This is a genomic window from Pedobacter alluvionis, assembly GCF_003664035.1.
Classification (GTDB): domain Bacteria; phylum Bacteroidota; class Bacteroidia; order Sphingobacteriales; family Sphingobacteriaceae; genus Pedobacter; species Pedobacter alluvionis.
The window spans coordinates 261098-274758 of record NZ_RCCK01000013.1 but is presented as its reverse complement, the minus strand read 5'-3'; the positions used below and the strand labels follow the sequence as shown (position 1 = coordinate 274758).

The following is a 13661-nucleotide window of genomic DNA, read 5'->3' as shown; positions in this document are numbered from 1 at the left end:
AAATTTTTTTTAACAAATTTTAACAAAAAAACACCAAACAACTAACAATAAAACCAATAACAAGTGATAATTTTACTAATTACTCAATAAGAAACACACCAAAACCAATAATTCATATAATTTAAATAAATAAAATGCATTTTTTAAATACTAAAATTAAAAAAACAATGAAAAAACATATTTAAATTAACCAATAAAAACAAAAACACATACACCTCAAACAATAAACAGAAAAAAAGGCAAAAAATACCGATACTTTATTCGCATCAAACAGAAATCCTGCTACAATATTAGAAAAGTCAAAAAAAACTCCAGGAAAAATGCATCTAAATAGATGATCAGTTGAAAAAGGTTTTATATAAAAGCTTAAATAGGTTTTGCTTCAATAAAAAACCAATCGAAATTACAATTAAATATTTTTCATCGCTAACCGATCCGAGGATAGGCCGAGCTAAAGAGCATCTTTTAGAAGATATTATTTTCGTGACACATCAGCCGTTATCTGCGGGTGTGAATTTGAACAAGATAACGTTTAACAGGGAATCAAAACAGAAATGGTAATTAGGTTTAAAAGCCATTGCCTGCGCGGAGATTATCAGCTACCTCAAAGCTTCACAACGGAACAAAAAGAAACCGATATGATATTTCTCCAGTCTGGACGCCGATGTCGCCAACATAGCCGATACCGTTTGTTATCACCGGAGGGGATTGGAAACTTACTGCATAGACTTCTTGATCTTACATTCCAAAAAGATAGCAGCAGGACAGGAAATGTTGTTAAAAACTTTCTATAATTTACAGGATTGCTCTTAATCTGACTAAAAGGACATTACTAAGAGCCTATTTAAAATTAAATAAAATTTATTTCGCATGTTAGTCTGAGTGTAGTCGAAGACCATTCCATACATTAATAAAGCAATCGACTACGCTATCGTTGACAGACTCCAATAGAAAATCGTCATTTCGAGGAACCAAGCAATCTTAATGCGCACGCTAGTAGCGATCGTTGTAAGATTGCTTCGACGGCTGAAAAAGCCTTCTCGCATCCGATAGCTATCGGATGACGATTCCTCACAGTTTACAGCCCGTTAAAAAATTCTCATGTCCATTTATATTGATTTTTACAAAATAAATTATCCTTCAGTGTGACAGCAAAAGGCAATTCATATTTGTTAAAAAAATTTAAACAGGCGACATGCTGCATGCACTAATAACTACAAAACAGGACATTTCCAAAAAGTGTCTTACCGCCTTCCCAAAAATTCCTGAAAAGAGGATCGTTAGCCAAATAAACTACCTGGCCACGTCCGAAATCTTGTACCCCGATTAAAAGACCAGTTTTAAGCTCTTCCCTTGCTTTTTTACCTACAACACCAGCCAATAAGCTTTTTTCGTTAATTAACCCTACATTCCAACCTTTAACAAAAGGCTCGTAGATCTTACGGTCTGTTTTTAAGCTATAATAGGCTTTACCCAGGCCATAAGAAAAAGGGTGACTTGCATCGAGATTGATCCGATAAATTGCACCAGGTATTGCCGTTTCGAAATCGTCTTTGTCTTTATCCTTGAAAAGCAGTTTGTTTGCCTCTGGCTTTTCATCCTTTTTTACAACAGCCTCCTTCTTTTTAATATCAAAACCTTTTTTCTCTAATACACTTTCGATGGCATCTTCCATCAAAATCAACCTCCCGCCCTTATTTAACCATGCGTTTAAACCCTCACCTATAAAAGGGCTGTAACTTCCATCAGGCAAAATCAAGGTATTTACCTTATTAATATCCAGGTTATTCAGATCCTTAGCATTAATAATACTTGGAGAAAGGTTTAAATCGTGCTCAAGAAAAAACCAGGCCTCACCAAAAGCGAGAGAAGAAACCTCCATACCAGACACAATTGCAATTTTAGGCTGCTTTAACAAAGGGTAAACATTAGAGCCAAAATCTTTTCCTTTTTCTACAAAACCACTGCTAACAGCTTGTATTGGTATGTTCAAAGTTTTGGAGATAGATGCAACCTTATCTTTAATTCCTCTTACCAGTCTTTCGTTTTCAGCCCTCAACACAATTAGGGTTCCTGCAGGATAGTCTTTACCATTTACAGCAAATGGCTGATCAGCCTGCCTCACTTTTATATTTTCTTTCTGCAACGCTGTTAAAACCTGAACATCTTCGCTTGTTCCCCAACTAAACAACCAGGCTAAAGGTTTGTCAAGCTCATTATTGATTATTTTAGGATCTTCAATAGCAGAATATTTCCCTTTAATACTTTCTTTACTGGCATAACCCTTTAACCCGTACACATAGGGCAGGGCCCAGGCCGTAATATCATAAGTATTAGAATCGGTTACAAAGGTTTGTGGCTCTAATAAAACGTTAGCCAAAACTGCTCTTGGCTGCTGAATGTTAACGATTAAATCATTGCGGGCAATGGTAAAACTTTCTTCCTTTTGGGTATCATAATCGTACCCTCTTCCAACTTTATCGCCACCAAAGGCAAATTCGATTTTATTTTTGGTTAACAGTTCAGCCAGTTTTTTTAAGCGTGATAAATTAGTCGCTTTTATAATATAACTTTTATAAACACCCGGACTACTGGCTAATTCCTGCTGGAAATACTTTTTGTACTCCGCTAGTAATTTATTATGGTTTAAGGAAGTTACTTCAAGCGTCGACATTCCTGTTGTAAAGTGATGTGCGATACGGTCTTTTAAGGTTAACGTATCACCATCGTTGGTTACCACTGATAATCCGGCTCTGATTCCACCTTGCTCATAGGTCATACCTATTGATCCATTATATAAAGGATAAGTATCGCCATAAGAGGGGTAAAGCAGATCGAAACGTTCTTTGGTGAAATATTGCCAGCCTTCGGCATCAAAGTATTTGGCATTGTTTTTACCTACCACCACCTGGAAACTTTTTTGCCATGATGTAATGTCCTGATGAACAGGCTCTGCCGCTGGCGCAAAATAGTAAGGTTCATTATAGCTTTGCTCATGAAAATCGACATGTACCTGTGGCATCCATTGGTTATATAAGGCCAACCTTTGCTGGCTCTCAATTTGTGTTTGCCAGGCCCAGTCGCGGTTTAAATCGAAATAATAATGGTTTGGTCTGCCGCCTGGCCACGGCTCGATATGCTCTCTTGATAACGGGTCGGAATTGGGTGTTTTACCTACCACACTATTAAAATAATTCACATAACGATCTCTTCCATCTGGGTTTAAACAAGGGTCAATCACTACAACTGTATTTTTTAACCAATCAACGGCAGGTTTATTATTACCCGAAACTAAGGTATAAAGCATCTTCATGGCGGTTTCAGTAGAGTTTGCCTCATTACCATGCACATTATAACTTAACCAAAGTATAGCAGGCTGACTTGTCAAATCAGCACTATTATTATTGGCACCGGTTGCCAGAATTAAATTGTTGTTCCTGACCTGTTCCAGTTTCGTTATGTTTTCTGGCGAAGAAATAACTGCCACCATTAACGGCCTGCCCTCATTGGTTTTACCATATTCTATCAGCTTCATGTTTTTAGCAGAAGCCGCAGCAGTTTGCCTAAAATACTCAGCTACTTTATGGTGTGGGGTAAAGTGCGAGCCTAGAGGGTAACCTAAAAAATCGTCGGGAGATTTTAGCTGGGCATGTACAAAAAAAATGGAATTCAAGGAGATCAGGCAGAACGTTAAGAGTCTTTTCATAGGTAATAATTTTACCTAATGTACTAATTTTGTTTTTTGTTAATGCGAAAGCTTAATTTTACATCATATTTTTTACCATAGGCATGATCACAACTGAAAGATTATACGATTACTATCAAGAAAACCCTGTTATTTCTACTGATACAAGAAACATCACACCTGGTTGTATCTTTTTTGCCTTAAAAGGAGATCTTTTTAATGCCAATGAATTCGCTTCTCAAGCTATTGAAAAGGGAGCAGCTTATGCAGTTGTAGATGAAGAAAAGTATGCAACGAACAGCCAATGCTTATTAGTAGAAGATGTATTAGGCACTTTGCAAGACCTCGCTCGCCATCACCGCAAACAACTTAACATTCCAGTTATTGGCTTAACAGGTAGCAATGGAAAAACCACGAGCAAAGAACTGGTAAATGCTGTTTTAGCCGAACGATACAAAACCTTTGCAACCTTTGGCAACCTGAATAATCATATTGGTGTTCCATTATCTATCTTATCCATTACCGATGAGGTTCAGGTTGCGGTAATTGAAATGGGCGCAAACCATCAAAAGGAAATAGAACTACTTTGTACCATTGCTCAGCCTACCCATGGCATTATTACCAATATAGGCATGGCACATTTAGATGGCTTCGGTGGGTTTGAGGGCGTAAAAAAGGGTAAAGCCGAGCTTTATGCCTATTTAAAAGAAACCAATGGTTACACTTTTATCAATAGAGACAATCCGCACTTACTTGAAATGAGCACTGCTGCAGGATTAAACAAACTGATTTATTACGGGACAGAGAACGGCAATACCATTAAAGGTACATTAAAAAGCAGCGACCCTTTTATTGAAGTAGACTGGACCAATCATGAGGTTTCATCATCAGTAAAAACCAACTTAACAGGCAGTTATAATTTTGAAAATATACTGGCAGCAATCTGTATAGGCGACTTCTTTGACATGAGTCCTGAAGAAATCAATACTGGTTTATCGAACTATCAACCAAAAAACAATCGTTCGCAACTCACCAAAACTGAAAAAAATACAGTCATCTGCGATTTTTACAACGCCAATCCAAGCAGCATGACCGCAGCACTGAAAAATATCGCTGTATTATCGGCTAATAAAAAGACTGCCATTTTGGGCGATATGTTTGAGCTTGGGCCAGAATCTCATGGCCAGCATGAACTTATTGCGAAACAGGCTAATGAAAGTGGTTTAGATCAGCTAATTTTTATCGGGAAGGATTTCTATTCATTTAAAGACAATTTCAAGGGCACATTTTTCGAAAGTCCGGTCGAAGCAGCAGCATATTTACAGGAAAACCCTGTTCAGGATCATTTAGTATTGTTAAAAGGATCAAGGGGAATGCAACTGGAGCGTTTGCTTCAGTATTTGTAGGTCTTCGATATTGAAAAAAAGCTGTCTCGAATTGAATCGTATTCTTATCGAAACTCTATTCACCTTACGTCATTCTCGCGAATGCGGGAATCTTAATGCGCGTTTCCATTAGCATTAAGATTCTCAATCAAGTTTGGAATGACGATACGTCTAAATATAATTTTTCACTAGAATAATTATATTTATTCGAGACAGCTGACTAATTTAAATATCCTTAAAAAGTACAGGCAATTTTGCCATATACATACCTACCACTAAAACCAAACTGGCTAACAGCCCTTGGATACAAGAACCTGCCATTTGAAGTATTGTCTAATCCACCTGAATAATTACTGGTAGAAACACCGCTAAGGTTATTTTCATTATTCCTTGGATCGATATATAATTTATCGGGATAAACATCGAAAATATTATTTGCCCCTACGGTTACCGACCAGGTTTTGCTTGCAGCATAACTTACAGAGAAATCAGTTACCCATTTAGGGGCAAAAGTTTGATCCAACTGGGTTGGTAAACCATTGGCAGGAATATTTGGATCGATGGCGTTTAAATAAGTAACCTCTCCAAAACGGACTGTTCTTGCTACGAACGATAATTTACTTACATTATAGGTTGCGGTAATATTTAATTTGTTTTTAGGCACGGAACTTTCGAAACGGGAGCGTTCCAAACGATCGAAAAGCTTAGCCTTTAATGTAGGATCGCTTTCAATTTTATCGGATCCCTGAATGCCTCTTACCACGGTTTTATTTACATTTCCGGCAACACTTAAAATTAAGCTACTTTTTGCCCCCAAATTGAACCTGTTGGTTAACACCACATCTATCCCTGCGGTATTTGTGGTAATGGCATTGGTAAAAAACTGTACACTGTTAATCTGTGCCGCTGGGTCTACTGTATTTAAAATCTGGTTCACCACACCGGTTGGCACTAAAACACCAGCAGAACGTTCGCGGGCATATTGACTGGAGAAAACAATCCGGTCGCTGATATCAATGTTATAAGCATCGATGGTAAAAGTAAAGGTTTTGGCGATTTTGCCTGCCAAACCTAAACTTCCCGATTTAGAAATTTCAGGTTTTAATGCGCCAACACCAAACTGGGCAACAATAGGATTTGCATTATTTACGGTTAAAACCTGTGTGGCATTGGTACCTACAAATTGCGTACTCTCGTTATTAAAATATTGTTGGTGTAAAGATGGTGCCCTAAATCCAGTGGAATAAGCTCCACGGATGGAAACATCACCAAAAAGCTTAACCTTACCCGTAAATTTATAGGAGAAGTTAGAACCGAAATCACTGTAATTTTCGTAACGGCCCGCAGCACCTAAAGTTACCCTCGTTCCAAATTCAGCTTCAAAATCGGCATAAGCACCAACGTTGTGCCTCGATTTATCTAATGCATTACTGGGTTTAAAACCCGGAAATACCTGCGCACCTGATGCAGTAGGCGACGTTCCGATCAATCTTCCGCCATTTGAATAAGATAAAAGCTCGCCTTCTTTGATCTGGTAGTTATCTACCCTAAATTCTCCCCCAAAAGCAGTGTTTAATGAAGTTAAAAATCCACCGTCAAAAGTGTGTTTTTTGTTTAAATCGAGGTTACTGGTGTTCTGTCTGAATAGCAATTCGCCGGCATAAAATGAAGTAGGACTTGTTCCTGTGGGCAGGGAAGCATTAACCGTATTGTTAATATTAAACGCTATTGTATTTTCGCCGCTGGTATTGCTAAGGTCATAATCCCATGTACCCAATTTACCTCTTAAACCAGCAGAAAAAGAATAATCATTGATTTTGGTATCGATAAATGGTAAAAATCCATTAGGGTAGATCGACAAATCTATTTGGGTAGTTTGCGTTGGCAAGCGGTAAAAACCCGCCGCACTTCCTGTTTTATGCGTAAAACCTGCGGCATAATACAACTGGGTAGTTTTCCCAAAATTGAACTGGCCATTTAAAAATCCACCACCATTTTTGGAGTCGGAATTACCCACACGCATATTGTTTCTATCTAAACCATTTGCAGCCGCCCTGGCATCATCAGCGGCTTTTAAACTGGCAAAACGGGCTTGAAAAGCGGCTTCTGTTTCTGTAGAACCTTTAGTTGGACTTGCAGAATACAATAGCGGGCGGGTATCTAAACCGCCACGGTTGGTATATCCGCGCTGAAGATATTGGGCCGCAAAATTGATGAAACCTTTATCGTTCTTAAATGCCCAGCCTTTGCTAAAATCAACCTGAAAAGTTCTGCCATCGCTAAAATCGCGGCCGAGGGCATTTGAAGAAGACTGACCAAAAGAGGTAGAGAAACTATATGGTGTTACCTTTTTTAATACAATGTTGATTACCCCTGCAATGGCATCCGAACCATACTGCGCCGCAGCACCGTCGCGTAGCACCTCAATACGTTCAATCGCTGAAACAGGAATGGAGTTTAAATCCGTTCCAACAGAACCACGGCCGAAAGTACCATTAATGTTTACAAGGGCTGTGGTATGCCTACGTTTTCCGTTTACCAGCACCAAAACCTGATCGGGGCCTAAACCGCGTAAAGATGCAGGATCGATGTGATCGGTACCATCAGAAACGGTTTGCCGGTTAGAGCTAAAAGATGGCGCTACGAAATTCAAAATCTGCGTCAAATCAGTCTGCGCAAATACCTTAACGTCTTTTGTTGAAATCAGATCAACCGGAACCACGCTTTCGATGTTCGTTCTCGGCGTCGATCTTGATCCTACCACAACGACATCACTTAATAATTCTTTTGTATCCTGCAGCGCAAAATCCATCGTTTTAACAGTGTTATCAATTTGAACAGCTACTTCCGAAGTTTGATAACCAGTAAAAGAAATCCGGACTTTATAAGCTCCGGCAGAAGGAAATTTTAAGGCATATAGCCCGTTTCCATCAGATGATGTTCCAATTTTTGAACCAACTACCTGAACAGTAGCGCCTGGAATAGCTAATCCTGCAGAATCCGTAACCTTACCCTTTAAGCCTTGGGCAAGCAAATGATTGGAAACGAACAATAAGAGGAGGATTAGGGAGTTTTTGAATAATATTTTTATCATAGTTTATAGGTTTATAAACAATAATAACAATTTTATTACAAAATTTTAAAAATCAACTAGCTGATAAAGAGCAAAATACTAAAAGAATACATCTTTTCTGTAGATAATTAAAGACAAAAGATCAAAATATTGCGAAAATTAATTCCCATACTAGAAAATAAACACTTATTGTGCTAAACCAACAAACAAACCAACATCACTTACCTCTAAGAGTGGATTATCACGCATATTCTGCTCAATTTCGATTTCAAACTTGCCATTTCCTGGAAAATGATAGTTGGTAAGCATGGGTAAGGTATAACTGAATACATTTCCTGAACCGCTGCCCAGCCATTCACCGTCATTTTTAGCGAGTTTATACTGATAACGCCTGGTTATTACCTTTTTACCGTCTTTAAAATGGGCCAGAATAAATATATTGGCATATTTATAATCTGCGGTATGCCTAAACTTGAAGTAAATATTATAGGCTTTGGTATTGTCTTTTATTTCAAATGTTGTCGAAATATGGTTGCGGTAAGTCCATCGGCGATCGGCAATCTCAACATTGCTGTCGATTACGCTGGCCATACAGCCCATAAATAGGGTAACCATTAATAAAAAGCCAATCGAAATTATCAGCTTTTTATTCAGCAGCAGGTTTATTTTCTGAGCCATTATTGTTGTTTCGGCGGTTATTATTTTTCCTACGGTTATTTCTATTCTTATTTTTGCTCTGTTCTGGCTTAACACCCTCTGCAGCTACATTTCCTTCAGCTTTTACTACAGGCTTTTGCGCTTGTAGCTGCTGTGGTTTTGGTTTATTATTTTGAGGTTTCGGCCCATTAACATGCTGTGGTTTTGGTACTGCCTGTTGCTGTGGTTTCCCGCCTTGCTGGTTCTTCTGGCCGCCTTGCAGAGGTTGCTGTTGCTTATTAGGCGCAGCATTCTTATCGCCAGCAGGTACTCTTTCTCTTCTATTTTGGTTATTGTTGCGGTTATTTTTCTGGTTGTTGTTCTTACTCTGGTTATTTTTGCCGCGAGAACGCTCATCCAGGCGGGTTAAACTATCCTGACCAACTACGTTTTCGTAATCGAAAGACTTTTCTACCACAACCGGCGCGGCAATCTGAACGGCTTCTTCTTTTAAGTTAGGCGCTTTTTTACCTGCCTTGTTCATCGCCATGATCTCTTTTACGCGCACAGCTTTCACCGGGATCCAGTTTTCATCACCCTGATAACTGAACCACATGATTTTTTTGAAAATATCGGTTTTCTGGTGACGGGCATAACCAGCCTCAGTATCCAGGTTTTCAATTCTATCGGGAATATCTTTTAAAGCATCCAGATAGGTATCCAGCTCATAGTTTAAGCAGCATTTTAATTTACCGCACTGCCCCGCAAGCTTTAAAGTATTTAATGATAAATTTTGATATCGAGCCGCAGCTGTAGATACGGTTTTGAAGTTGGTTAACCAGGTAGAACAGCATAATTCGCGACCGCAAGAGCCAATTCCGCCTAAGCGGCCAGCTTCCTGGCGCATCCCGATTTGGCGCATTTCAATCCGGATACGGAAACTCTCGGCCATTTTTTTAATCAGTTCGCGGAAATCCACACGTCCATCAGCCGTATAAAAGAAAGTCGCTTTGGTTTTATCGGCCTGATAATCTACATCACTGATTTTCATCTGCAAACGTAGATCCAATGCCAGTTTACGGGCTTTGTGCATGGTTTCCCATTCCATCCCTTTGGCGGCATTCCATTTCTCTACATCAGCTTCAGTAGCTTTACGGTAGATTTTTTTGGTTACCTGATCGAGTGCCGTTTTACGGCGTTTCATCTGGATCCTTACGAGTTCGCCAGTAAGCGAAACGTGCCCTACATCAAAACCACCGGTTGGCCCTTCAACGGCAACAAGCTCTCCAATTTCCAGATAAATGTTATCGTTATTGAGGAAAAACTCTTTACGTGAGCCTTTAAATTTAATTTCGGTAACCTGAAAAGGTTTATAATTAGAAGGCATATCCAAATTAGACAGCCAATCGTGAACTTCCATTGTTTGGCAACCACCGGTGCCACATGAGCCATTACTCTTGCATCCATTAGGGGTGCAACCACCACCTGTTGAACAACTTCCACATCCCATATTAATTGTATATATATTGAGTCCCCGCAGGGAGCGTTTTAAACTTGATAATTTTTACCAATTGTAAAGATACATCTAAAAACAGAATTTTCGGGTTTGCGTTTCTTTCAATGTGGTAATGTGCCTTTTCCAGTTCGCCAATTATGGCCTCTGCCATAGGCAAGGTAAGCACGTGTGTGCTGAGTTTTTTTGCGGTTTCAAAGGTCAGTGGGGGTAATTTCACCAATTCTTCAGCACCACTTAAAATTAAACAGCATTCGCGTAAATAATTTACGCCATATTTTAAAAAATTCTTCTGGTTTTCTCTTCCCCACTTAGCTGCCTCGTCGGTAAAATCGATCAAATCGGGCACTTTATTGCCAAATCCCATTCTTAACCAGGCCGTAAACGTACCAGAACTGTCGCTTTGCGTATCTGCTGCCAGCGCCTTGGCTTCAATTAAATTTCCGTCAGCCAAAAAGGAATAGTCAATAGCCTGATGTTCAGTTAATCCACTTGCATTCAACAAATATCCGGTTACCTCTTCTGATGAAAGCTTCGGAATTTTTACAATTTGTGTTCTGGATAAAATAGTGGTTAAAATCTGATCCTGACTTTGAGCGATTAAAATAAATAAAGTATTTGCAGGCGGTTCTTCAATTAATTTCAATAAGGCATTTCCAGCTTTATCCAAATATTCAGGCAACCACATAATTAAAACTTTAGTCTCTGCCTCAAAGGCTTTATAACTTAGTTTTTTAATAATATCGTGGCATTCGGCAATGTTGATATTAGCCTGTTTATTGGCTGCATCGAGTTTAGAGCGCCAGATATCCATATCAAAATAAGGATCATGCATTAACATGCCCCGCCATTCTTCCAACACATCTACAGCCGTTTTTACACTGGCAGAAGCAAAAAACGGATAGGAGAAATGCAGATCGGGGTGGATAAGGCGTTCGTATTTTCTACAGCTCGAACATTCGCCGCAGCTATCATTTTCACCTTTATTAAGGCAATTGATGTATTGCGCATAGGCTATGGCCAAAGGCAAAGCCCCCGAACCAGCAGGCGACAAAAATAGTTGCGCATGGCTAATGCGGTTTTCCTTAACCGTTTGCACCAGTTGTTGCTTTACTCTTTCCTGTCCGATGATTTCTTTAAACTGCATTTGGTGCAAAATAAGAAATAGATATGAGATTCACACATTCGTCATCACGTTCTTACTTTTGAAATGCTAATTTACATCCATAAATAGACTGAATCAAAGTTAATTCGAATCGGATTTGTCACATTCAAATAGAAAGATCGTCATCTCGACTGAAGCACAGCGGAATGGAGAGATCTTTGAACCAAGTTATTAAATAAATTTAAAAGATCTCTCCACTACGGTCGAGATGACGATGTATCGAGACATATCATCTCCCTTTTTATATCCATTATTTCAAAAACCTTACCTTTGGCTTTTATTTTTTTAACGGTGGTAAACGCTTTGCGCCAAACACCCAACGCTTAACTTATGGCAAGGATCCTCGCATTTGATTATGGAACAAAACGCATCGGCATTGCAGTAACCGATCCCTTGCAGATTATTGCAACAGGCCTGGATACAGTACATCCCAAAGATGTGATCGAATATGTTAAAAAATACATGCTTACCGAGCAGGTTGAGGCCTTTGTGCTTGGCGACCCTAAACAAATGGATGGTTCTCCATCTGATTCGGCACAACATGTGAAAGGTTTTGCTACGCTGTTGAAAAAATCATTCCCCGATATCCCCAGGCATTGGGTTGATGAGCGTTTTACCTCTAAAATGGCCCACCAGGCCATTATGCAAAGCGGCTTAAAAAAGATGGATAGAAGGGATAAAGACAGGGTTGATACCATTGCCGCAACCATCATTTTACAATATTTTATGGAAAGTAACCGTTTATAACCAACAAATGAGCCTAATAAACGACGATTTACAGGATTTACTAATTGCTTATTGCGAGGCTGAAAGCGAACTGCTTCAACAGATAGACCGCGAAACCAATCTTAAAGTTTTAATGCCACGGATGCTCTCAGGTCATTACCAGGGCCGGGTGTTGAGCATGCTTAGCAAAATGATTTCCCCGAAAAGGATTTTAGAAATCGGCACTTTTACCGGTTATGCCACCTTATGCCTTGCTGAAGGATTAACAAAAGATGGCCTATTATATACCCTGGATATTAATGAGGAACTGGAAGATATGGTTCGCCGAAACTTCGCCAAATCAGCATATAACGATCAGATTAATTACATCCTTGGCGACGCTACCACTACAATAGCAAGTTTAGGTGAAATTTTCGACATTGTTTTTATCGATGCTGATAAGAAAAACAACGGCACCTATTATGATCTCATTTTTGATCGCGTTCGCCCGGGCGGAATTATCATTGTGGATAATGTATTATGGAGTGGAAAAGTACTGCAGGAGAAACAGGATAAAGACACCAGAAATATTACTAGTTTTAATGATAAAATAGCTGAAGATGAACGGGTTGAGAAACTGATCTTACCTGTTCGGGATGGTTTGTTTGTGATTAGGAAGAACTGATGATGGGCACATAGTTAATGGTTCATGGCCTTCTAAGCCAGAGCTATCAACCATTAAACCATGGTCTATTAACCAAAAAAGAAATGAAGAAAATCTTTACTTTTTGTATGTTCCTTTTAACAGGGATTATTGCAAAAGCGCAAGACACAGAAGAATATATCGCCGAGCACGTAGCATACGCGCAGGGTTTAATGCATGATCATAAAATTCCGGCAAGCGTTATTTTAGCCGTTGCCATACATGAATCGGCAGCAGGAAACAGTAAAATTGCGCAGCACCTTAATAACCATTTTGGTGTAAAAGGACCTAACAACAATGCAGAAATTCGCTCTTCGTACCGCGATTATTTAAATGCGGATGAATCTTACAGCCATTTTGTAGAAATTATGGAAACCCGCGAGCCTTTTAACAATCTTTTTGCAAAATACGATCAGTACGATTACAAAGGTTGGGCTTACGGTATCCGTCGCTGTGGTTACGCCAGTAGCAGAAGCTGGGCCAGCCAGGTGATTGGCTTAATTAAAAAATACGAACTCTATCAATATGACGAGCGGCCAGAAGGGTACAAAGAGCCCGTGTATGCAACACCTGTTCGTCACCGCGCAAAAAACAGAAGAACAGCAAAAATATACACCGTTAAATCTGGCGATAACCTAAGTATAATTGCCAAAAAGAAAGGTACAACAGTAAAAAAACTGATGCAGAAAAACGGAATAAAAAAAGCAAACTTAAAACCAGGACAGAAGATTAAGTTTTAGTCTTAAGTCCGTAGTCATGAGTCCTAAGTCTAATTTACAGTTAACCGATTAAACAA

Annotated in this window: 9 protein-coding genes; 4 read left to right on the top strand and 5 right to left on the bottom strand. The window is 39.2% G+C overall.

What is annotated here, in order from left to right:
• Positions 1-1207: 1207 nt before the first annotated feature.
• The gene (locus BCL90_RS18015) at positions 1208-3706 is read right to left on the bottom strand and encodes a M14 family metallopeptidase (protein ID WP_121285477.1); all 2499 of its coding nucleotides are present in this window, start codon (positions 3704-3706) and stop codon (positions 1208-1210) included.
• 83 nt (positions 3707-3789) lie between these two features.
• Here BCL90_RS18015 and BCL90_RS18010 point away from each other — a divergent pair, with 83 nt between their 5' ends.
• Positions 3790-5091 carry a UDP-N-acetylmuramoyl-tripeptide--D-alanyl-D-alanine ligase gene (locus BCL90_RS18010; RefSeq protein ID WP_208529770.1) on the top strand — a complete coding sequence of 434 codons (1302 nt, stop codon included), beginning with the start codon at positions 3790-3792 and terminating at the stop codon, positions 5089-5091.
• Positions 5092-5305: 214 nt separating this feature from the next.
• On the opposite strand, the gene BCL90_RS18005 is transcribed toward BCL90_RS18010, so the two are convergent.
• From BCL90_RS18005 to BCL90_RS17990, 4 genes are all read right to left on the bottom strand, one after another.
• Positions 5306-8164 carry a TonB-dependent receptor gene (locus tag BCL90_RS18005; RefSeq protein WP_121285475.1) on the bottom strand — a complete coding sequence of 953 codons (2859 nt, stop codon included), beginning with the start codon at positions 8162-8164 and terminating at the stop codon, positions 5306-5308.
• A 165-nt stretch (positions 8165-8329) separates the two neighbouring features.
• Complete coding sequence (locus tag BCL90_RS18000; protein WP_121285473.1) at positions 8330-8821, bottom strand: gliding motility lipoprotein GldH; 492 nt, start codon at positions 8819-8821, stop codon at positions 8330-8332.
• Entirely contained in the window at positions 8790-10289 is a 1500-nt protein-coding gene (locus tag BCL90_RS17995; RefSeq protein ID WP_121285471.1) for a PSP1 domain-containing protein, read from the bottom strand. The genes BCL90_RS18000 and BCL90_RS17995 overlap by 32 nt, the downstream gene beginning before the upstream one ends.
• 1 nt (position 10290) lies before the next feature.
• Positions 10291-11439 (bottom strand): DNA polymerase III subunit, encoded by a 1149-nt coding sequence (locus BCL90_RS17990; protein WP_121285469.1) that lies wholly within the window; start codon positions 11437-11439, stop codon positions 10291-10293.
• Positions 11440-11787: 348 nt separating this feature from the next.
• Here BCL90_RS17990 and ruvX point away from each other — a divergent pair, with 348 nt between their 5' ends.
• The 3 genes from ruvX (at position 11788) to BCL90_RS17975 (ending at position 13605) form a co-directional block, all read left to right on the top strand.
• A complete protein-coding gene (ruvX, locus tag BCL90_RS17985; protein WP_121285468.1) occupies positions 11788-12204 on the top strand; it encodes a Holliday junction resolvase RuvX in 417 nt (138 codons plus the stop codon).
• A gap of 7 nt (positions 12205-12211) precedes the next feature.
• Positions 12212-12847, top strand: a complete 636-nt coding sequence (locus BCL90_RS17980; protein ID WP_121285466.1) for an O-methyltransferase — start codon at positions 12212-12214, stop codon at positions 12845-12847.
• Between the two features lie 83 nt (positions 12848-12930).
• Positions 12931-13605 (top strand): glucosaminidase domain and LysM peptidoglycan-binding domain-containing protein, encoded by a 675-nt coding sequence (locus BCL90_RS17975; protein WP_121286204.1) that lies wholly within the window; start codon positions 12931-12933, stop codon positions 13603-13605.
• Positions 13606-13661: the final 56 nt, after the last annotated feature.